At 74.3% G+C, this 20,841-nt stretch carries 20 protein-coding genes and 2 pseudogenes; 12 read left to right on the forward strand and 10 right to left on the reverse strand.

Annotated features, from left to right (window positions below; genetic code table 11):
* The first annotated feature begins 7 nt into the window (after nucleotides 1–7).
* The 9 genes from sufU (at nucleotide 8) to ACN9MS_RS09350 (ending at nucleotide 8,986) form a co-directional block, all read left to right on the forward strand.
* The gene (gene sufU, locus ACN9MS_RS09310; RefSeq protein WP_313663954.1) at nucleotides 8–532 is read left to right on the forward strand and encodes a Fe-S cluster assembly sulfur transfer protein SufU; all 525 of its coding nucleotides are present in this window, start codon (nucleotides 8–10) and stop codon (nucleotides 530–532) included.
* Nucleotides 529–882, forward strand: a complete 354-nt coding sequence (locus ACN9MS_RS09315; RefSeq protein WP_313663953.1) for a metal-sulfur cluster assembly factor — start codon at nucleotides 529–531, stop codon at nucleotides 880–882. The genes sufU and ACN9MS_RS09315 overlap by 4 nt, the downstream gene beginning before the upstream one ends.
* 208 nt (nucleotides 883–1,090) lie before the next feature.
* A complete protein-coding gene (locus ACN9MS_RS09320) occupies nucleotides 1,091–2,542 on the forward strand; it encodes a helix-turn-helix domain-containing protein (RefSeq protein ID WP_426311643.1) in 1,452 nt (483 codons plus the stop codon).
* A gap of 372 nt (nucleotides 2,543–2,914) precedes the next feature.
* On the forward strand, nucleotides 2,915–5,470 hold the full coding sequence (gene nirB / locus ACN9MS_RS09325) for a nitrite reductase large subunit NirB (RefSeq protein ID WP_426311872.1): 2,556 nt from the start codon (nucleotides 2,915–2,917) through the stop codon (nucleotides 5,468–5,470).
* Nucleotides 5,467–5,853 (forward strand): nitrite reductase (NAD(P)H) small subunit, encoded by a 387-nt coding sequence (locus ACN9MS_RS09330; RefSeq protein WP_426311644.1) that lies wholly within the window; start codon nucleotides 5,467–5,469, stop codon nucleotides 5,851–5,853. Before nirB ends, ACN9MS_RS09330 begins: the two co-directional genes overlap by 4 nt.
* Before the next feature lie 149 nt (nucleotides 5,854–6,002).
* A complete protein-coding gene (locus tag ACN9MS_RS09335; RefSeq protein ID WP_426311645.1) occupies nucleotides 6,003–7,232 on the forward strand; it encodes a glycosyltransferase in 1,230 nt (409 codons plus the stop codon).
* Nucleotides 7,222–7,896, forward strand: a complete 675-nt coding sequence (locus ACN9MS_RS09340; protein ID WP_426311646.1) for a lysophospholipid acyltransferase family protein — start codon at nucleotides 7,222–7,224, stop codon at nucleotides 7,894–7,896. The genes ACN9MS_RS09335 and ACN9MS_RS09340 overlap by 11 nt, the downstream gene beginning before the upstream one ends.
* A 71-nt stretch (nucleotides 7,897–7,967) precedes the next feature.
* Entirely contained in the window at nucleotides 7,968–8,675 is a 708-nt protein-coding gene (locus tag ACN9MS_RS09345) for a lysoplasmalogenase (RefSeq protein ID WP_426311647.1), read from the forward strand.
* A complete protein-coding gene (locus ACN9MS_RS09350) occupies nucleotides 8,660–8,986 on the forward strand; it encodes a hypothetical protein (RefSeq protein ID WP_426311648.1) in 327 nt (108 codons plus the stop codon). Before ACN9MS_RS09345 ends, ACN9MS_RS09350 begins: the two co-directional genes overlap by 16 nt.
* A 3-nt stretch (nucleotides 8,987–8,989) precedes the next feature.
* On the opposite strand, the gene ACN9MS_RS09355 is transcribed toward ACN9MS_RS09350, so the two are convergent.
* The 10 genes and pseudogenes from ACN9MS_RS09355 to ACN9MS_RS09400 form a co-directional block, all read right to left on the reverse strand.
* Nucleotides 8,990–9,559 carry a DapH/DapD/GlmU-related protein gene (locus tag ACN9MS_RS09355; RefSeq protein ID WP_426311649.1) on the reverse strand — a complete coding sequence of 190 codons (570 nt, stop codon included), beginning with the start codon at nucleotides 9,557–9,559 and terminating at the stop codon, nucleotides 8,990–8,992.
* 9 nt (nucleotides 9,560–9,568) lie between these two features.
* A complete protein-coding gene (locus tag ACN9MS_RS09360) occupies nucleotides 9,569–10,447 on the reverse strand; it encodes a helix-turn-helix transcriptional regulator (RefSeq protein WP_154798818.1) in 879 nt (292 codons plus the stop codon).
* An 83-nt stretch (nucleotides 10,448–10,530) separates the two neighbouring features.
* Complete coding sequence (locus tag ACN9MS_RS09365) at nucleotides 10,531–10,938, reverse strand: (R)-mandelonitrile lyase (protein ID WP_426311650.1); 408 nt, start codon at nucleotides 10,936–10,938, stop codon at nucleotides 10,531–10,533.
* A gap of 25 nt (nucleotides 10,939–10,963) precedes the next feature.
* On the reverse strand, nucleotides 10,964–11,434 hold the full coding sequence (locus ACN9MS_RS09370) for a zinc-binding dehydrogenase (RefSeq protein WP_426311873.1): 471 nt from the start codon (nucleotides 11,432–11,434) through the stop codon (nucleotides 10,964–10,966).
* Nucleotides 11,435–11,446: 12 nt separating this feature from the next.
* Nucleotides 11,447–11,554 (reverse strand): annotated as a pseudogene (locus ACN9MS_RS09375) (IMP dehydrogenase); the annotation flags it as partial.
* A 105-nt stretch (nucleotides 11,555–11,659) separates the two neighbouring features.
* Nucleotides 11,660–12,049, reverse strand: a pseudogene (locus ACN9MS_RS09380) (alcohol dehydrogenase catalytic domain-containing protein); the annotation flags it as partial.
* Between the two features lie 123 nt (nucleotides 12,050–12,172).
* Nucleotides 12,173–12,598, reverse strand: coding sequence for a type II toxin-antitoxin system VapC family toxin (locus ACN9MS_RS09385; RefSeq protein ID WP_426311651.1), 426 nt, complete (start codon nucleotides 12,596–12,598; stop codon nucleotides 12,173–12,175).
* A complete protein-coding gene (locus ACN9MS_RS09390) occupies nucleotides 12,595–12,822 on the reverse strand; it encodes a FitA-like ribbon-helix-helix domain-containing protein (protein ID WP_426311652.1) in 228 nt (75 codons plus the stop codon). The genes ACN9MS_RS09385 and ACN9MS_RS09390 overlap by 4 nt, the downstream gene beginning before the upstream one ends.
* 30 nt (nucleotides 12,823–12,852) lie before the next feature.
* Nucleotides 12,853–13,437 (reverse strand): endonuclease V, encoded by a 585-nt coding sequence (locus ACN9MS_RS09395; protein ID WP_426311653.1) that lies wholly within the window; start codon nucleotides 13,435–13,437, stop codon nucleotides 12,853–12,855.
* A gap of 8 nt (nucleotides 13,438–13,445) precedes the next feature.
* Nucleotides 13,446–15,896 carry a DNA gyrase/topoisomerase IV subunit A gene (locus ACN9MS_RS09400; RefSeq protein ID WP_426311654.1) on the reverse strand — a complete coding sequence of 817 codons (2,451 nt, stop codon included), beginning with the start codon at nucleotides 15,894–15,896 and terminating at the stop codon, nucleotides 13,446–13,448.
* 214 nt (nucleotides 15,897–16,110) lie between these two features.
* Between ACN9MS_RS09400 and ACN9MS_RS09405 the strand changes: the two genes are divergently transcribed.
* From ACN9MS_RS09405 to ACN9MS_RS09415, 3 genes are all read left to right on the forward strand, one after another.
* Nucleotides 16,111–18,912 (forward strand): GNAT family N-acetyltransferase, encoded by a 2,802-nt coding sequence (locus ACN9MS_RS09405; protein ID WP_426311655.1) that lies wholly within the window; start codon nucleotides 16,111–16,113, stop codon nucleotides 18,910–18,912.
* Nucleotides 18,913–18,983: 71 nt separating this feature from the next.
* On the forward strand, nucleotides 18,984–19,577 hold the full coding sequence (locus ACN9MS_RS09410; RefSeq protein WP_047234333.1) for a DUF5998 family protein: 594 nt from the start codon (nucleotides 18,984–18,986) through the stop codon (nucleotides 19,575–19,577).
* Nucleotides 19,574–20,770, forward strand: a complete 1,197-nt coding sequence (locus ACN9MS_RS09415; protein WP_426311656.1) for an alkaline phosphatase family protein — start codon at nucleotides 19,574–19,576, stop codon at nucleotides 20,768–20,770. Before ACN9MS_RS09410 ends, ACN9MS_RS09415 begins: the two co-directional genes overlap by 4 nt.
* Nucleotides 20,771–20,841 lie beyond the last annotated feature (71 nt).

Below are 20,841 nucleotides of genomic sequence, written 5' to 3' on the forward strand. Positions count from 1 at the left end.
GGACCCGATGAGCTCGATCGAGCAGATGTACCAGCAGGTCATCCTCGACCACGCGAAGACCCCGCACGGCCGGGGCCTGGTCGAGGTGGCGGACGGCGCGGCGAGCGGCCAGTCGCACCAGGTGAACCCCACGTGCGGCGACGAGGTGACGCTGCGCGTCGAGCTCGCCGGCGACACGATCGGCCGCGTGAGCTGGGAGGGACAGGGCTGCAGCATCTCGCAGGCGTCCCTGTCCGTGCTCACCGACCTCGTGTCGGGGCGGCCCGTGACCGAGGCCGAGCACCTGGGCGAGGTCTTCCGCGAGCTCATGGGCTCGCGCGGCAAGGGCCTCGACGAGGCCGCGGAGGACGAGCTGGGCGACGCCACGGTGTTCACGGGCGTCTCGCAGTACCCTGCTCGCATCAAGTGCGCCCTGCTCGGCTGGGCCGCGCTGCGCGACTCGCTCGTCACCTCGGGCGCGCTGAGCGCCCACACCGCAGCAGCTTCCGACGCGGCGCTCGCCGCGCGGGGAACGACGGAGGAGAACCGATGACCACCGAGACCGGCGCACCCGCAGGCGGTGTCGCCCCCAGCCCGCCGAACGTCGCCGACGTCGAGGAGGCGATGCGCGACGTCATCGACCCCGAGCTCGGCATCAACGTCGTCGACCTCGGCCTCGTCTACGGCATCCAGATCGACCAGAACAACCACGCCGTCATCGACATGACCCTCACGTCCGCGGCCTGCCCGCTGACCGACGTCATCGAGGACCAGTCCGCGCAGGCCCTCGAGGGCCTCGTCGACGGCTTCCGCGTCAACTGGGTCTGGATGCCGCCGTGGGGCCCGGAGAAGATCACCGACGACGGCAAGGACCAGCTCCGCGCGCTGGGGTTCAACGTCTGACGATCCACCCGTCCGTCCACGACGCCGCGTCCCCTCGGGGGCGCGGCGTCGTGCTGTCTCCGGCCGTACGACCCGCAGGGTGCGGCCCGCGGACGTGCCGCTCCGGACCTCCGCTGCTCACGATCCGATTGCGATCCTTCCGGTGCGTTGACGAGGACTGTCCTGAGTGTTGGGATATGTGCGCCCACACCACTTTTCGGAGGATGACGTGACACAGCAGGACCAGACCGGCGCGGGCGGTTCCCCGCGGCAGGTGCGCTATCGCGGCCGGCACCTCCCGATGGTCGCGGTGGTCATCGCGGCGACCATCGCCACCGCGCTGGCGTACAGCGGCATGGTCCTGTTCGGTCTCGAGGTGGCGCACATGTCGCCGCTCGAGGCGTACGGGCTCGCGGGCTTCCTCGAGATCAGCCTCGTCGCCGTGGCGCTCATGGCGCGCAACGCGGCGCTGGAGGGTCGCCCGTACGGCGTCCTCCTCGCGCTCACCTGGGTGCTCTCGGGCACGTCCGGTCTGTTCGCGGCGCTGCACGAGATCGCCGTCCCGACGGCGAGCACACCGTACATGGTGGTGTTCCGGTTCGTGCCGCCGCTGGTGGCCGCGCTCATGTGGCACCTCGCCCTCGTGGGGGAGCGGCACATGGTGACGGGTCACACGCTCGAGGAGCGTCGTCGTGAGCTGCGCGTCCACGGCTACGTCTCGGCCCTGGAGCAGTGGCGCGACGCGCGCGCGGACAGCGCCGGCTCGTCCGGGGACCTGCGCAAGGTCCGCGCCGCGCACGAGCGGCAGCGTGCCGCCCGCGACGCCGCACTCAAGCTGCTCACCGTCGAGGACTTCGAGCGCCGCATGCAGGTCTGGGTCGACCGCCTGGAGGCCGCGGAGCGCCACGGCAACCGACTCGACCTCATCGGGGCGAGCTCGGTGAAGCGCGGCACCGCCCGCGGGTCGGCCGAGGCCGCCGGGCCGACCGAGGCGACGGCAGTCGTCGTGGCCCGGACCGCCACGCCGGCCGCGACGCTCGTCGAGACGCACCGCCAGGAGACCCTCGCGCTGGAGTCCGCGCGCGACCCCGAGGTCCGCACGGAGACCCCGGCGCCCGTCGAGCGGGCCCGGGACGTTCCGGTCGCCGAGCCGCGCCAGGAGAGCCCGGCCGCCGTCGCACCGGCCGAGGCGCCCGCCGTCGAGCGGGACGTGGAGCCGGAGACGGAGCCGGAGATCGAGGCTGCGCGCGAGGCGAACGACGAGAAGCCCTACGTGCCCGAGACGGCGTTCGAGGCGCTCCCCGACCTCGAGGCGCGGGTGAAGGAGCTGTTCGGGCGTCCGCTCCCCTGGGACCAGCCGGCCCCCGAGGAGGACAGCGCGGCTCCGGTCGTGGAGCCCCCCGCGGTGACGGGTCACACGCGGCGCGTCGAGGTCTTCGACCTCGTAGGCGGCACGAACGGCGCGCAGCCCGCGGCGACGGAGGCCGACGACGCGTCGCTCGGCGAGGACCCGACCGCGGAGCGCGACCGCCGCATCGTCGAGCTCGCCCGCCAGGGCATGAACCAGCGCGAGATCGCCCAGAAGGTCTCGGCGTCGCGGTCCACAGTGAGCCGCGTCGTGCGTCGCTACGAGGACCAGCGGCCCGTGGCCGACGACGACCGCGAGCTCGCGAACGTCTGACGCGCGTCGCCACGCGCGGCGCCTCGCGCGCCGTCGGGCCATGACGGCCGATCCCCGTCGATCCGCCAGCCGACGCCGCGTCCCCGCCCCGGGGGCGCGGCGTCCTGCTGTCCGCACCGCGCCGGGGCGTGCACGTGATGGCCTTCGATGGGGGTACTGAGGACCTTGGTCCCAGACGGCTGATGTGGTCAGACCACCTCCCCTAGGGTCGGGAGCAGGGCACCGGCCGCACGCGGACCGGGGCCTCGACGCAGCCCCCGCCTCTCGAAAGTGCTCCCCGTGGCCTCCCTCTCTCACCCCTCGTCGGACGCGCTCGCTCCCGCCGCCGGCGGTCCCCTGGACGGCGACCGGATCGTCGTCGTCGGCGCCGGCATGACGGCGCACCGCCTGGTCGCAGGCCTGCGCTCGCGCGACCCCGAGGGCGGCTGGTCGCTCACGGTGATCGGCGACGAGCCGCACGAGCCGTACGACCGCGTGCACCTGTCGGAGTGGTTCGACGCGCGCGACGCGCAGGCACTCGCGCTGGACCGCGGCGTGTGGGACGACCCGCGCGTCACGCTCGTCACCGGCGACGCGGTCGCGTCGCTCGACCGCACGGCGAGCGTCGTGACGACGCGCTCGGGGCGCCAGGTCCACTACGACCGTGCGGTGCTCGCGACGGGCTCGTGGGCATGGACCCCGCGTGCGGAGGGCACGGATCTGCCGGGCCTGTTCACGTACCGCACGCTGGACGACGTCGAGCGGCTCGCCGAGTGGGTCCGCCTGCGCGAGCGGGCGCTGGGCCGGGCGGTGCGCGGCGTCGTCGTGGGCGGCGGCGTGCTGGGTCTCGAGGCGGCCGCCGCGCTCCAGCGCCTGGGCGCCGAGGCCACGGTCGTGGAGTTCGCCGACCGGCTCATGAGCGTCCAGCTCGACCAGGGCGGCGGCGAGATGCTGCGCCTGCTCGTCGAGGACCTCGGGGTGACGGTCCGCACGGGGGCGGGCGCCCACCGGTTCCTGCCCGCGGGCGACGGGTCCGTGGGCTCGGTCGAGCTCACCGACGGCTCCGCGCTGCCGACGGACGTCGTCATCTTCTCCGTGGGCATCCGGCCGCGGGACCGCGTGGCGCGCGAGGCGGGCCTTGCGATCGGCGAGCGCGGCGGCGTCGTCGTCGGCGAGGCGTGCCAGACCTCCGACCCGGGCGTGTGGGCGATCGGCGAGTGCGCGTCGGTCGACGGCGTGTGCGCGGGTCTGGTCGCTCCGGGCAACGACATGGCGGACGTCGTCGTCGACCGCTTCCTGGGCGGCGAGCGCGTGCACCGCCGAGCCGACGACGGCACCAAGCTCAAGGGCGTCGGCGTCGAGGCGGCGTCGTTCGGCGACGTCAACGCGGTGAGCGCGGGTGCGCTGGAGGTGTCGTTCGTCGACCCGATCCACCGCCGGTACCGCAAGCTCGTGCTCTCGGACGACGCGACGACGCTGCTCGGCGGCGTGTTCGTCGGCGACATCGAGCTCTACTCCGCGCTCCGGCCGCTGCTGGGCCGCCCGCTCGGCGCCGACCCCGCCGCCGTCATCGCGCCCGACGGCGAAGGGCTGGCCGACACCGAGCTGCCCGACGAGGCCGTCGTGTGCTCGTGCAACAACGTCGACGCCGGGACGGTCCGCTCGGCGGTCACCGAGCACGGCTGCCGGACGATCGGGCAGGTCAAGGACTGCACGACGGCGGGCACGGTGTGCGGGTCGTGCGTCCCGGCGCTCACCAAGCTGCTGAACTCGGAGCTGTCCCGGGCGGGCGTCACGGTCTCGGACGCGCTGTGCGAGCACTTCGCGATGTCCCGCGCCGCGCTGTACCGGCTCGTCCGCGAGGAGGGGCTGCGCACGTTCACCGAGGTCGTCGCGGCGCACGGGACCGGGCGCGGCTGCGCGGTCTGCCGCCCGACGGTCGCCTCGATCCTCTCGACGCTGCGCCGCGGGCACGTGCTCGATGGCGAGCACGCCGCGCTGCAGGACACCAACGACCATGTCATGGCGAACCTCCAGAAGAACGGCACGTACTCGGTGATCCCGCGGATGCCCGGGGGAGAGGTGCGTGCCGACCAGCTCCTGGAGTTCGCGAAGGTCGCCGACGACTTCGGGCTCTACGTGCGCGTGACCGGGGGCCAGCGGCTGGCCATGTTCGGCGCGCGGCTCGACCAGCTCCCGGAGATCTGGCGGCGTCTGACCGCCGTCGGCTTCGAGTCCGGGCACGCGTACGGGAAGTCGCTGCGCACGGTGAAGACGTGCGTCGGTCGCACGTGGTGCCGGTTCGGCGTGCAGGACTCGTCGGCGATGGCGGTCCGGCTCGAGCTGCGCTACCGCGGACTGCGCTCGCCGCACAAGATCAAGTTCGGCGTCTCGGGCTGCGCGCGTGAGTGCGCCGAGGCGCGCGGCAAGGACGTCGGCATCATCGCCACGCACAAGGGCTGGAACCTCTACGTCGGCGGGAACGGCGGCGCGCAGCCCGCGCACGCCCAGCTCCTCGCCGAGGACCTCGACGACGAGACCCTGGTCCGCTACGTCGACCGGTTCCTCATGCTCTACGTCCAGGAGGCCGACCGCCTGCAGCGCACGGCGCCGTGGGTCGCGGAGCGCGCGGGCGGGCTGGACGAGCTGCGGCGCGTCGTCGTCGAGGACTCGCTCGGGATCGCGGACCAGCTCGAGGCCGCGATGGCCGAGCACGTGCGCGACTACGAGGACGAGTGGGGCGCGACGCTCGCCGACCCGGCCAAGCTGCGCAAGTTCACGCCGTTCGTCAACGCGCCCGAGGCGGTCGACAGCGACCTCGCGTTCGTCCCCGAGCGCGGCCAGGTCCGGCCCGCCGACGAGGGCGACACCGTCGCCTACCCCGACCCGCGTGCCGCGCGCGACGTCGCGCTGGTGGCGGCCCGTGCCGAGCTGGAGGACGCCCGATGAGCACGTTCGTCGACATCTGCGCGCTCGACGACCTCGACCCCGAGCGCGGAGCCGGCGCGCTCCTGGGCGACACCCAGGTCGCGGTCTTCCGGCTCGCCGACGGCACCGTGCGCGCCGTCCAGCAGCGGGACCCGTACTCGGGTGCCAACGTCATGTCGCGCGGCCTCGTCGGCACGCACCGCGTGACCGGCGACGACGGCGTGGAGCGCGACGTCGACACGGTCACCACCCCCATGCTCAAGCAGGTGTGGGACGTCGACACCGGCGCGGTGCTCGACGCCGGGGGCAAGGACCACAGGCCGCTGGCGGTCTTCGCGGCACAGGTACGCGACGGTCGCGTCCTGGTCGCCGGCACGCCAGCGGAGCGCGCACCCGCACCCTGACCACCCGATGCCCGTGCTCGCCTGGTGAACCGGTGCTGGCGGCACGACACCTGCCCGCGGTCCGGCGTCGGGCACCGGCGATCCGCTAGCCTGACGGCATCCCGTCAGCAGGCGCGGACCCCGCGCCGCGCGTCGTAAGGGAGCCGTGGGTGCGCGTCCTGCTCGTCATCGACCAGTTCGAGGATCCCACCAACGGGACCACGATCTCCGCCCGGCGCTTCGCCGTCGCCCTGCGCGAGCGCGGCCACGAGGTGCGCGTCGCGTGCTGCCGAGGCGCGGCCCGCCCGGGTGACGCCGACTCCGAGACCTCCACGGACGACGTCGTGCACTACCGGCTCGAACCGCTCGGCGTCCCGGGCTTCGACCGGGTCATCGCGGGCCAGGGCTGGGTCCTCGCCAAGCCCGACGACGGCGTGCTGCGCGACGCCCTAGGCTGGGCCGACGTCGCGCACGTCATGTCGCCGTTCTGGCTCGGCTCCCGGGCCAAGCGGCTCGCGGACGCGCTCGGCGTCCCGTCCACCGCCGCGTTCCACGTGCAGCCGGAGAACGTCACGTACAGCCTCGGCGTGGGGCGGGTCGGGCCGCTCAACGACCTCGTGTACGCGGTGTTCCGGCCGTTCTACGACCGGTTCGGGCACGTCCACTGCCCCAGCCGGTTCATCGCCGGGGAGCTGCGCGACCACGGCTACCGGGCGGCCCTGCACGTGGTGTCCAACGGCGTCGACCCGGGGTTCGTCCCGCGCACGCTGCCGAAGAGCGCCGACCTTGCCGGCCGGTTCGTCATCACCATGACGGGACGGCTGTCGCGCGAGAAGCGGCAGGACGTTCTCCTCGACGCCGTCGGCAAGTCCCGGCACGCCGACCGCATCCAGGTCGTGCTCGCCGGCCGCGGGCCGCTCGCCGAGCGGTACGCCCAGCGGGGCGCGACGCTGCCGCACCCGCCGCGGATCGGCTTCCTCACCCAGGGCGAGCTCCGGGACGTGCTCGCGACGAGCGACCTCTACGTGCACGCCGCCGACGCGGAGATCGAGGCGCTCGGCTGCCTCGAGGCCGTCGCGACCGGCCTCGTCCCGGTGATCTCCGACTCCCGCGCCTCGGCGACCGGGCAGTTCGCGCTCGACGAGCGCAGCCTCTTCCGCGCCGGGGACGCCGCAGACCTCGCGCGCGCGATCGACTACTGGATCGAGCACGACGAGGAGAGGGCCCGCATGGGGCCGGCCTATGCGAAGGTCGGCCGAGAGCACGCGCTCGACGTGTGCGTCCCGCACATCGAGGACATGCTGCGCCAGGCGGTCGTCGAGGGAGGCGGCTCGGCGGACCCCGCGCCCGTCGACCAGGACGACGCCGACCGGGCGCCGGGGCGCTCGCATGAGCACTGACGGCGCCCGGACGCCCGCGTCGCCGCGACTCTGGAGCCGCTTCGACGCGGCCTTCTTCGACGTCGCGATGGCCGTGGTGCGGTGGTACGGGTGCGCCGTCCACGGGCTGCGGGTCACAGGCCGCGAGCACCTCGCCGGTGAGCGCGGTGGGGTCGTCACCGTCGCCAACCACGTGCACTACCTGGACGGCCCGTGGGTCGCCGGACAGTTCCGCGGTCGGCGCGCCGCCGTCGTCTCCCAGCCCTCGAACTTCCACCTGCCCGTGGCGGGCGTCCTGGTCAGCCACCTGCTCGCCGTCCCGCTGCCCCGCGGGCCGGGAGAGCTCGCCGCGTTCGAGGCGCGGCTGCGCCGGACCGTCGACGCCGGCCAGGGCGTCCACTTCTTCCCCGAGGGCGAGCTGGCCATGTACGACACGACGTTGCGGCCGTTCCGGCGCGGCGCGTTCGTGTACGCCTGCCGGCTGGGCGTGCCCGTCGTGCCGATGGTCTTCACCTACGGCCGACGGCCCTGGTGGCGTCCGCGGCCGCCGATCCGGCTGACGATCCTGCCGGCGGAGCATCCCGGCGGCGCAGCTCCCGCCGACATCGTCGAGCTCCTCGCGCGCTGCCGGGCGGTGATGGAGTCGGTCGCCGCAGGGGCTGGTGACGACGCGATCCGGAGGTGACGACGTCCGGGCCTACAATCGCTCGTCCCGGCAACGACGCCGGCAGCACCACCGAAGGAGTCCCGACACCCATGCTCGCCGCGTGGGGCGCGCTCGCCCTGCTCACCCTCGTCCACCTCGCCGCGCAGCTCACGGGCGCCTCGGCGCTCGCCGACACGTCGCAGTGGTTCCTCATGCCCCTCCTCGCGGCCTGCCTGTGGCTCGCCACACGACGGCGCGACGGCGTCGGCTCGGGCCGGCGCTCGCGGCTGGTCATCCTCACCCTCGTCGCGCTGGGCTTCTCGTGGCTCGGTGACACCGCCCCCGACCTCGCGGACGGCGACACGGCGTTCCTCGTCATGGTCGGGTTCTTCCTCTGCGCCCAGGTGACGTACACGCTCGCGTTCTGGCCGTACCGCGCGGCGTCGGTGCTGCGCCGTCCGCTCGCCCTCGCGCCGTACCTGCTCGCGTTCCTCGTCCTCGTCGCGGCGTGCGCCCCGGGCGCCGGGTCGCTCCTCGTCCCGGTGTTCGTCTACGGCGCGTGCCTCGTGCTGATGGCCGTGACGGCGACGGGTGTCGACCGCCTCGCGGCGGTCGGCGGTGCGGTGTTCCTCGTGTCCGACGCGCTCATCGCGCTGGACGCGTTCGCGCCCTGGTACGCCCTGCCCGCCCACGGCTTCTGGGTGATGCTCACCTACGTCGTCGGGCAGGTGCTCCTCGTCCTCGGCGTGCTCCGGCGGGAGCGTGCCGCAGCGGTGCCCGTCGAGGAGAAGGGCGGCGCCGCGTGGGCGTCGACGTGACGCTTGCGCGGATCGTTCAGGAGGGGACGAGCCCGCGACGTCGTTCGACGACGTCGATCGCCGCGGTGCTCGACGACGGCGACGTGCTGGCCCGCCTCCTTCCCGCCAGCGGGTTGCCGATGCTCGCGCGTGTCGACCCCTACGGTGACGTCGTCCTCAGCGGCTCAGACATGGAGCAGCTCCTCGACGAGTTGCACGTCCTGAGGTCCAGATCGGATCGGTCCGAAGCCGTCGTCATCGACAAGGTCGTCGCGCTCGCCGAACGGTGTCGTGGAGAACCTGGGTGGGAGTTGCGGTTCGAGGGCGACTGACCCTCAGGCGTCGAGCGAGCGGACGACGTGCGCGGGCGTGCCGACGACGACGGTGCGGGCGGGGACGTCCCGGGTGACGACGGAGCCGGCCCCGACGACGGCGTCGTCCCCGATGGTCACCCCGGGGAGGACGGTCACGTTCGCGCCGAGCCACACGTTGCGGCCGAGGACGACGCGCGCGGGGTGCAGGTCGGCGCGTCGGGCGGGGTCGAGGTCGTGGTTGAGCGTCGTGAGGACGGCGTTGTGACCGATGAGGCAGCCGTCCCCGACGACGATGCCGCCCTGGTCCTGGAACCGGCAGCCGGAGTTGATGAAGACGTCCCGGCCGAGGGTGAGGTTCTTGCCGAAGTCGGCCGTGAAGGGCGGGAAGAGGTTCACGGACTCGTGCACGGGCCTGCCCGTCAGCTCCGCGAGCAGCTCGCGGACGCGCTCGGGCGAGCGGTAGGCGCCGTTGAGCTCGCCGGCGATGCGCAGCGCCTCCTGGCTCGTGCGGTGCATGACGGTGTGCAGCGGCGATCCGCCGAGGATCGTCCGACCGGCGTCGAGCTCGGCCAGCAGGTCGTCCAGGTCCATGGGTTCCTCTCAGTCGGTGCGGGACGGCGCGGCGGCCGCGGCCTCGGTGGCCGCCCACGACGCGAGCAGGCGCAGCGACTCCTCGGTCGGGGAGCCCGGCGTCGCGGTGTACACGGTCATGCCGAGCCCGGGGTCGCCGTGGAGCTCGAGCGTCTGGTAGTGCAGCTCGAGGTCCCCGACGACGGGGTGGCGGAACGTCTTCTGCCCGGCGTAGTGCCGCCGCACGTCGTGGGACGCCCACAGCTCGCGGAACCGCTCGCTGCGCGTCGACAGCTCGCCTACGAGCGCCTGGAGGCGCCGGTCGTGCGGGCTGCGGCCGGCCTCGCGACGCAGGATCGTGACGTTCGTCCAGGCCGCGCGGTCCCAGTCGGGGTAGAAGTCGTGCGACGCGGGGTCGAGGAAGATGTGCCGCGAGAAGTTGGCCGGGCCCGCGGAGCCCGCGACCATCGGCGCGTACATCGCGTACCCGAGCGCGTTCGCGGCGACGAGGTCCATGCGGTTGTTCTGGATGAACGCGGGCGCCGTGGTGATCGCGTCGAGCAGGTACTGCAGCTCGGGGCGCACCGGCGTGTCGCCGTGGCCGCGCTGCGGGCGGGCGCCGACGGGGTTCGCGGTGCGTGCGAGGTCGAGCAGGTGCTCGCGCTCGGCGGCGTCGAGCAGCAGGGCGCGCGCGACGGACTCGAGCACGACGTCGGACACGCCCCGCAGGTTCCCGCGCTCGAGCCGGGTGTAGTAGTCCACGCTCACGCCCGCGAGCCGGGCGACCTCGTCGCGCCGCAGGCCCTCGACCCGGCGGCGGCCGCCGAACGTCTCGATGCCGGCCTGCTCGGGCGTCACCCGGGCACGGCGGCTCATGAGGAACTCGCGCACCTCGGATCGGTTGTCCATGGCCTCCACGTCTTTCACGGTACGTCGGGACGACGGCGGGTCGCGCGGGCGGGAGGGTCTCGCGCCCCGCCCGCGCGGTCACGTCAGCCCGGGTACTCCTCGGGCGTGAGGAGGTCGCCCCACGTCGTCTCCGGCTCGTCGGCGTCCGGTCCGGGCGCCTCCCACAGCGCGAGGTGGCAGAGGAAGCTCTCGCCCCTCGCGCCGTGCCAGTGCCACTCGCCCGGAGGCGTGTAGACGGTGTCGCCCGGCCGGAGCTCGACGACCTCCTCGCCCCGCGACTGCACGTAGCCGAACCCCTCGGTGACGTGCAGGGTCTGCCCGACGGCGTGCCGGTGCCACGCGGTGTGCGCCCCGGGGGCGAAGCGCACGAGGTTCAGGCGCGACCGGGACGGCTCCGTGCCCGCGTAGTAGGCGTTGAACCAGACGTCGCCGGTGAACCACGCGGCGGGTCCCTTCACGGTCGGCGTCGTCGGCTGCCTCTCGGTGCTCATGTCTCTCCTCCTGTCAGGGTGCGGCTCAGAACGCGACGATCGTCTTGAGGGACTCGCGGCGGTCCATCGCGGCGTAGCCCTCGGCGATGTCGTCGATCGCGACGGTCTTGTCGAACACCCGGCCGGGGTCGATCTCGCCGCGGAGCACCTGCGGGATCGCGTCCTCGAGGTACGCGCGGACGGGCGCGGGCCCGCCGGTGAGGGTGATGTTGCGGCCGAACAGCGAGCCGAAGCCGACCGGCGCGTCCTCGTACTGCGGCACGCCGACGCGGCTGATGACGCCGCCCGCGCGGACGACGCCGTAGGACTGCTCGTAGGCGGGCATGTGCCCGACGGCCTCCAGCACGACGTGGCTGCCCAGGCCGTCCGTGAGGTCGAGGACCCGCTGGATCCCCTCGGCGCCCCGCTCGGCGACGACGTCGGTCGCGCCCCACTCGCGCCCGAGGTCGGTCCGCGACGTGTGGCGGCCCATGAGGATGATCCGTTCGGCGCCCATCTGCCGTGCGGCGAGCACGGCGGACAGCCCGACCGCGCCGTCGCCGATCACGGTGACGGTCGTCCGCGCGGACACGCGCGCCATGTGCGCGGCGTGGTAGCCGGTGAGGTACACGTCCGAGAGGGTGAGCAGCGACGGGAGGAGCGGGCTCGTCTCGTCGACGTCCGGCACGGCGACAAGGCTGCCGTCCGCGAGCGGGATGCGCGCGAGCTCGGCCTGCTGCCCGCCCACATCACCGGGGTTGCCGTAGAAGCCGCCGTGGGGGCAGGCGGTCTGGAAGCCGTCGCGACACACGGGGCAGGTGTTGTCCGACCACGCGAACGGCGCGATGACGAGGTCGCCCGGGCGGACCGTGGTGACGGCGGACCCGGTCTCCTCGACGACGCCCAGCAGCTCGTGGCCGATCGGGACGCCCTGGTCGGTGTGCGCCATGGAGCGGTACGGGTGCAGGTCGGAGCCGCAGACGCACGCGCGCACCGTGCGCACGATCGCGTCGGTCGGCTCGACGATGGTCGGGTCGGGACGGGTCTCGACGCGGACGTCGCCCGCGCCGTAGATGACGGTGGCCTTCAAGGAGTTCTCCGTTGCCGATCGGGGATCTGGTGCGATCACCATTCGACACCGTTCGTACGACCTCCTGAGAGTCCCGCTCCAACAGGGTTCTGGCAGTACCTGGTTCGGGATCGGTGACGAGGATCCCGAGCGGCGCCTCGCCGCGGCCCGGATGTCGGACAGGCCTCAGCGCCAGGTCGTCGGATCCCACGGGTTGACGGTCTCGACCTCGAGCGGAGCGAAGTGCCTGACGTTGCGTGTGGCGACCACCGCTCCCCGGGACCGTGCGGTCGCGGCGATGACGACGTCGTCGAGAGGGGCGTGCTCGGGCACGCGGAAGGTGGCGAGGATGCGTGCCGCGGCGAGATCGAAGGGCGCGACGCGCTCCGCGAAGGCGGGGAGGACGTTCTCCTCGAACCATCGGCGCAGGAGCGTGCCCTGAACGGCATCCTCCCGTTCCTTGGCGGCGATCCCGCGCTCGATCTCGGCGATCGTCAGCGCAGCGACGTACTGGTCGCGGACCGGGATCGAGGACGCCCAACGCTCGACGGTGGGATGGCGTCCACGAACGCGCAGTGCCGACACGACGTTGGTGTCGAGGAGGTACCTCACAGGTCGACGTCGCGCGACGTCAGGCCGACGCGCTGCGGCTCGAACTCGATGTCAGCGCCCTCGTCCGTCCCGAGCAGGTCGACCATGGTCACCGGGTCGTGGGCAAGCGCCGTCGTGAGCAGGCTCCGGGCCTCGGCCTCCACTGAACGGTGGTGCTGCTTCGCGCGTGCGCGCAGGGCAGCCTTGGTGCCGTCAGGGAGATTGCGGATGAGGACCTGTTCCATGGGTTCACCTCCGATATCAATAACACGATATCACCCGCGGTCGACACGCTCGACGAGATGCGGTGGGCTATCGGGGACCGAGCGCGCGATCCGGTCGACGCGTCGCAGCGGGTCAGGGATGCGCCCGCCACCGGGGAGGTCCGTGACCAGTCGTGCCGCGGAGCCCAGGTTGATACCTGCCGCCGTGACGTGCAGCGGACGGGCACTCGTGCCTCGCAGGACCACGGCGGCGTGCGTCGCGGACCGGAACGGCGTCTTGGCGACACCGACGACCGCCGGAACGGTGCCCGACCGCACCACGTGCGCGCCCAGACCCGGTGTGCCGTCCGGGTCGAGCGTCACGTAGCCGTCGATGATCAGCAGGTCGAGAGCGGGTACCTGCGTGAGCACCGCGAGGAGCGGCGGGAGCTCGCGCTCGAAGAACCGTCCGGACACGTAGGGCTCGACGGTCGGGACCCAGACCGTCCGCTCGTCCAGGACGTCCCGGAAGGTAGGGTCTGCCGCGAGCACCACGGCGGCGTTCGCTCCGCCGTCCGGCGGGTAGTGGACGTCCACCGCGGCCGAGAGGCCGAGACCGGGGTCAGGGTGGCCCGATCGTGTCGCTGGGGTGTCCACCGCGGGACTCAGCCCACCGCCGTGACGGGCGAGGCGAGCGGTGTCCCCGAGCCGTCGCGGCGCTGGTCGACCTCGGGCAGGTCGACGGGCTGGCCGCCGGAACCGGTCGCACGCGCGGGCCCCTGCCCGACCCACGCGAGGATCAGCGCGTCCTCGCCCTTGAGGAACCGCTGCGCCCGGACGCCGCCGGTGCCGCGACCCTTGCCGGGGTAGAGCTCGTACGGCGTGACCTTGCCGGCCCCGGTCTGGGTGCCCGCGAGGGCGCCCGAGGACCCGGCGACGGTGACGACGACCCCGAGGTCGCGCACGTCGGCCGGCACGACGCCGAAGAACGCGACGCGGTGGCCGTCCGCGAGCCGGATCCCGGCCATGCCGCCGGCCGCGCGGCCCTGGGGTCGCACGGCCGACGCGTCGAAGTGCAGGAGCGACGCGTCGGAGCTGACGAACACGACCTCGTCCGCGTCGGTCGCGGGCGCCGCGCCGACGACGGTGTCGCCGCCCTTGAGGCTGACGACCTCCCAGTCGTCGCGGTTGTTCGGCACGTCGCCCGGGGTGACGCGCTTCACGACGCCCTGCGCGGTGCCGAGCGCGAGCGGGGGAGCGTCCGCGTCGAGGGACGCGATCGTCACCGCCTCCTCACCCGGCTCGAGCCCGACGACCTCGCTGAGCGGCACGCCGCCCGACAGGCTCGGCGCGCTGTCGGTCGGCGGCAGCGCGGGCAGGTCGAGCACGGACACGCGGACCATGCGCCCGCGGCTCGTCACCAGGCCGACCTCGCCGCGCGCCGTCGTGCGCACGACGGCGCGCAGCACGTCGTGGGCCGCGCGGGGCCCGGTGCGCGCGGGCTCGGTCTCGTCGCTCGTGCGGGCCAGCAGGCCCGTCGCGGAGAAGAGCGCCCAGCAGGGCGTGTCCGCGACCTCGAGGGGCACGGCCGCGGTCGTGGTCGGTGCGGCGCCTGCCGACTCCAGGAGGATCGTGCGGCGCGGCGTCCCGTACGTCTTGGCGACGTCGGCCATCTCGCCCGACACCACCGACCGCAGCTTCGCGTCGCTGCCGAGGATCTCCTGCAGCGCCTCGATCTCGCGGCGCAGGGTCTCCTGCTCCTTCTCGAGCTCGATGCGGGAGAACTTGGTGAGGCGGCGCAGCTGGAGCTCGAGGATGTACTCCGCCTGCGGCTCGGACAGGTCGAACACGGTCTGGAGGCGTCCGCGGGCGGTCGCGGTGTCGTCGGACGAGCGGATCACCTGGATCACCTCGTCGATGTCGACGATGGCGATGAGGAGGCCGTCCACGAGGTGCAGCCGCTCGGACCGCTTGCGCAGCCGGTAGGCCGATCGCCGCCGGACCACGTCGATCCGGTGGTTCACCCACACCGTGAGCATCTCGCGCAGGCCGAGCGTGCGCGGCTGACCGTCGACGAGCGCGACGTTGTTCATGCCGAACGAGTCCTCGAGCGGCGTGAACTTGTAGAGCTGCTCGAGCACCGCCTCGGGGTTGAAGCCCGTCTTCACCTCGACGACGATCCGCAGCCCGTGCTCGCGGTCCGTGAGGTCGGTCGCGGCCGTGATGCCCTGGATCTTCTTCGTCTTGACGCCCTCGGCGATCTTCTCGATCACCTTCTCCGGGCCGACGAGGTAGGGCAGCTCGGTGATGACGATGCCCTTGCGGCGCGGCGTGAGGTTCTCCACCCGCGCGGTCGCGCGCGTGCGGAACGTGCCGCGGCCGGTGCGGTAGGCGTCGCGGACGCCGTCGAGGCCGACGATCTTGCCGCCCGTCGGCAGGTCCGGGCCGGGCACGAACCGCATGAGCGCCTCGAGGTCGGCGTCCGGGTGCGCGACGAGGTGGCGCGCCGCGGCGACGACCTCGACGAGGTTGTGCGGTGCCATGTTGGTCGCCATGCCGACCGCGATGCCCGACGCCCCGTTGACCAGCAGGTTCGGGATGGCCGCCGGCAGCACCTCGGGCTGCTGGAGCTTGTTGTCGTAGTTCGGGACGAAGTCCACGACGTCCTCGTCGAGCCCGGCCGTCATCGCGAGCGACGGGGGAGCGAGGCGCGCCTCGGTGTAGCGGGAGGCGGCGGGTCCGTCGTCGAGCGTGCCGAAGTTGCCGTGCCCGTCGACGAGCGGGAGCCGCAGCGAGAAGTCCTGCGAGAGGCGCACGAGCGCGTCGTAGATCGCCGCGTCGCCGTGCGGGTGCAGCTTGCCCATGACCTCGCCGACGACGCGCGCCGACTTCACGTGCGCGCGGTCGGGGCGCAGTCCCATGTCGGCCATCATGTAGAGGATGCGGCGCTGCACGGGCTTGAGGCCGTCGCGCGCGTCGGGCAGGGCGCGGGAGTAGATGACGGAGTAGGCGTACTCGAGGAACGACGTCTCCATCTCCGCCTGGACGTCGACGTCGACGATCTTCTCGTTCACCTCGGCCGGGTCGAGCGAGGGGGTCGAGGACTTGCGCGCCATGGGCCTGCGGGCTCCTGCCGTTCGGTGCGCCGCGAGGGCGCGGGATCTGTGCCGGCGTGCGCCGGCGGTGACGTGCTGCGGTTGCGTGCCGCACGCGAGGGTACGCCAACCGTCCGACACGCCGGGTCGCGATGCTGTCCAGGGACCATTGTCCTCCCCGGTCGGGCCGGGGTGGCGCAGGCGCACCGCGCTGCGGACCGCATAGCCTGAGGACGTGAGCGGCGGCGCAGCCGGGCAGGGCCCGGACCGGTACCCGGTGGAGTGGGAGGCGGACGTCGTCCTGCGCGACGGGACGACGACGCACGTGCGCCCCATCCGCCCCGAGGACGCCGACGCGTTGCAACGGTTCCACGTGGGCCAGTCCGAGCGCTCGACCTACCTGCGCTTCTTCGCCCCCATGGAGCGGCTCTCGGAGCGCGACCTGGAGCGGTTCACGCGCGTGGACCACGTCGACCGCGTCGCGCTCGTCGCGGTCCGCCCGCGCGACGGCGCGGACGCCGGGACGCCGGACGCGAGGGCACGTGAGGCGCAGGAGGACATCATCGGCGTCGCGCGCTTCGACCGCACGGGCACGAGCGAGGCCGAGGTCGCCTTCAACATCGCCGACTCGGCCCAGGGCCGGGGACTGGGGTCCGTGCTGCTCGAGCACGTCGCCGCGGCGGCGCGCGAGCGCGGCGTGCGGCGCTTCACCGCCGAGGTCCTGCCGCAGAACGGCAAGATGCTCGCCGTCTTCCGCGAGGCCGGGTACGACGTGCGCCAGCAGATGGACGACGGGTTCGTCCAGGTGAGCGTCGACCTCGACCCCACGGAACGGTCGCGGGCCGTCATGGCCGACCGCGAGCACCGCGCGGAGGCGCGGAGCATGCAGGGGCTGCTCGGTGCGACGAGCGTCGTGCTCGTGGGACCCGGCGTGCCGCCGGGCGACGGGCCGGACCATGACGGCGCGCCCCTCGATCGCGTCCTCGCGCACCGCGCCCTGGCCGCGCTCGTGCGCAGCCCCGACGTGACCGTCCACGTGGTGGGAGCCGGCGCGGACGTGCCCGACGGCGGGGCGGCGCCCCGCACGCACGCGACCCTCGCCGACGTGCCCGGCCTCGTGGACCTCGCGGTCGTCGCCCTGCCGCCCCCGGAGGCGATCGACGCGGTCCGCCAGCTCGCACGCCTCGAGGTGCGCGGCGTCGTCGTGCTCTCCGCGGGGTTCGCCGAGACCGGACCCGAGGGGCTCGCGCTCCAGCGCGAGCTCCTGCGCGTCGCGCACACGGCAGGCCTGCGCGTCGTCGGTCCCGCGAGCTACGGCCTGCTGCGCACGGGCGAGGCCCGCGAGCGACCCGCGATCGCGGCGACGCTCGCCGAGGACCTCCCGCTCCCCGGCGTCGTGGGCCTGTTCAGCCAGTCGGCGCCCATGGCCGTCACGCTGCTCGCGACGACGGCGCGGCGCGGGCTGGGCGTGTCGTCGTTCCTGTCCGCGGGCCACCGCGCGGACGTGTCGGGCAACGACCTCATGCAGTACTGGCAGGACGACGCCGCGACGCAGGTGGTCTGCCTGTACCTCGAGTCGATCGGCAACCCGCGCAAGTTCTCGCGCATCGCGCGGCGCCTCGCGTCGGTCAAGCCCGTCGTGGTCGTCACGGCCGGGCGCTCGGGCCAGGTCGTGCCGCCGGGCCACGCCGTGCGCTCGACGCGCGCGCCGCGGCGCACGCTCGAGGAGATGCTGCGCCAGTCGGGCGTGATCCGGGCCGAGAACACGCACCACATGATCGACATCGCCCAGCTCCTCGCGCACCAGCCGCTCCCGCGCGGGCGCCGCGTCGGCATCCTCGCCAGCTCGGCGTCGCTCGCCGCGCTCGTCGCGGAGGCGTCGTCGTCGGCGGGCCTCGTCGTCGCGCGGTCGGACTTCCTGCCCGAGGACGCGTCGTCGGACGAGCTCGCCGCCACGGTCGACGCGCTCTACGCGCCCGACGCGTGCGACGTCGTCGTGGTGGTCCAGGTCCCCGTGGTGCACCCGCGCCGCGAGGACGTCTCCCGCGCCGTGGCGCTCGCGGCGGCCCGGACGGGCCGCACGACCGTCGCGAGCATGCTCGGGCTCCACGGCCTCACCGACGAGCTCGCGGCCCCGGCCCCGGACGTGCCCGACGGCGGGGCGCCCGACGCCCTGCTGCGGGTCCCCGCCTACTCGACCCCCGAGGACGCCGTCGCGGCGCTCGGCGCCGTCGTGCGCTACGCCCGCTGGCGCGAGGCGGACCACGGGGCGCCGGTGCGCCCCGCGGGCGTCGACGCGGGCCGCGCCCGCGCCCTCGTCGAGGGCGCCCTGGCGGGCAGGGACGCCGTCGACCTCGACCCCGCGACGACCGCCGACCTGCTCGCGTGCTACGGCGTGCGCCTGTGGCCCGCGCGCTGGGTCCGCACCGCCGACGAGGCGGTCGAGGCGGCGCGCGAGGTCGGCTGGCCCGTGGCGCTCAAGAGCACGGCGGCCGGGCTGCGCCACCGCGCCGACCTCGGCGGCGTGCGCCTCGACATCGCGGACGAGACGGAGCTGCGCTCCGACGTCGCGCAGATGCGCGAGGCGCTCGCGGCCGTGCTGCCGGGCGCGGCCGACCAGCCGCTCGAGGTGCAGGCGATGGCCGACGCGGGCGTCGCGTGCGTGGTCCGTTCGACGGAGGACCAGCTCTTCGGCCCCGTCGTGTCGTTCGGCCTCGCGGGCGACGCGGTCGACCTCCTCGGCGACGTCGCGTACGGGGTGCCGCCGCTCACCGACGTCGACGTCGCGGCGATGGTGCGCTCGGTGCGCGCCGCCCCGCGGCTCTTCGGGTACATGGGCACGCACGTCGTGGCCACCGCTGCGCTCGAGGACGTCCTGGCGCGGGTGTCGGTGCTCGCGGACGACCTGCCCGAGGTGCGCAGCCTCGAGCTGTACCCCGTCGTCGTCTCCGAGCACGAGGCGGCCGTCCTCAGCGCGCGCGTCACGCTCGCCGACGCCCAGCGGGCCGACGCGCTGCGCCGCGCCCTGCCCGGCTGACGCCCGCTCGTGCGTCCACAGACCACGAGGGCGGGTGGCCGCGGCCGGTCGCCGGATGGGAGAATGCGCGGGTGCCCTCTGCAACCTCGAACGCCTGGACCGACCTGACGACCCAGCTCCACCGCGCCGGCTACTACCCGGAGCTCGTCGCGGACGTCCTCGACCTCGCGGTCGCGGGGGAGGAGATCGTCTCGCACCTCGTCCTCCCGGAGACGACGTTCGACGCGTCGGAGGTGCGGCGCCACCTCACGGTGCTCGTGCTGACCCCCACGCGGCTCGTCACCGCGCACGTCGACGACCACCCCGCCGACAGCGAGAACCCGTCCGCGTCCGCCGCAGCGACGACCGAGTCGGTGCCGCTGGCCGAGGTGCGGTCCGTCTCGCTCACGCACGTCGTGGCCGAGCCGCACGAGCACCGCGCGGGCACCGCGCCGCTCGAGGTGACGCTCGCCCTCGGCTGGGGCGCGGTCTCGCGCGTCGACCTCGAGCCCGCGGGCTGCGCGGACCCGAGCTGCGACGCGGACCACGGGCTCACGGGGCAGATCACGCCGGACGACGTCGTCGTCCGCGTGAGCGCCGAGGCGGAGGGCCGCGACGCCGTGCGCGCCGCTGTCGACTTCGCGCGCGCCCTCTCGCGCGCCACCGCGAGGCACAGCGCCCGGTGAGCGAGGCACGCACGGACGAGGCCCCTGCGGCCCCGGCGCTCCCGGAAGGCTTCCTCGCGCCCGACCTCGGGCTCGGCGGTCTCGCTGCCGTGCTCCCGGGGGCCGCGGGCGTGCTCGGCGTCCGCTTCTCGACCGCGACGGGGATCGGGAGCGAGGCGGCGCGCGCGGCCCTCGACCTGCCGCGCGCCGAGCGCGTGTGCGTCGTCCTCGTCGACGGGCTGGGGCACGTCAACCTCGCGGAGCGCGCCGGGCACGCGCCGTTCCTGCGCTCGCTCCTGCCCGACGCGCGGGCGCTCACCTCGACGTTCCCCAGCACGACGGCCGCCGCGATCGGCGCGTTCGGCACCGGCACGGCGCCCGGCCGCACCGGGATGCTCGGGTACACGCAGCGCAACCCCGCGACGGGCGGGCTCGCCAACATGGTGTCGTGGGAGGGCGCCCAGCCACCCGCGGAGCTCCAGCGCGAGACGCCCGTGCTCGAGCGGCTCGCCGCGGCGGAGGTCGCCGTGGCCTCGACGGGACCGGCGCGGTTCGCCGGGTCCGGCATGACGGTCGCGGCCCTGCGCGGCGGGTCGTACGCCGCGGCCGAGGGCCTCGGGGCGCGCGTCGACGCCGCGGTGCGGGCCCTGTCCCGTCCGGGTCTCGTCTACCTGTACTGGGGCGAGGTGGACAAGGCGGGCCACCACCACGGGAGCACGTCCTGGCAGTGGGGCGACGAGCTCGAGTCCCTCGACCGCGAGCTCGCCCGGCTCGCCCGCTCGGTCCCGCGGGGCACGCTCGTGCTCGTCACCGCGGACCACGGCATGGTCGACGTCGACCCGGCGCTGCGCCGCGACGTCGCCACGGACCCGGTGCTCGCGCGGGGCGTCGCCCTCGTCGGCGGCGAGCCGCGCGCGGTGCACGTCTACACGGAGCCGGGCGAGACGACCGCCGTCGCCGCGCGCTGGCGCGACGTCCTGGGCGACGACGCGCTCGTCCTGGAGCGCGACGAGGTGCTCGCGCGCGGCCTGCTCGGGCCCGACCCGCGCGCGGAGGCGGTCGCCGCCGCCGGCGACGTGATCGTCGCGCTGCGCGGGCGGGCGACCGTCGTCGACTCGCGCACCCAGACGCCCGCGTCGCTCGCGCTCGTCGGCGTGCACGGCTCGCTCACCGAGCGCGAGATGCGCGTCCCGCTGCTCGTCGCCGGGACCTGACCACCCGCGACGCCCGGCGCCGCACCGTGCCACGCCGCGTCCCGCCCGCGACCCCGCACCGACCGACCGCG

It is taken from the genome of Cellulosimicrobium sp. E-16 (assembly GCF_049913115.1).
Lineage (GTDB): Bacteria > Actinomycetota > Actinomycetes > Actinomycetales > Cellulomonadaceae > Cellulosimicrobium.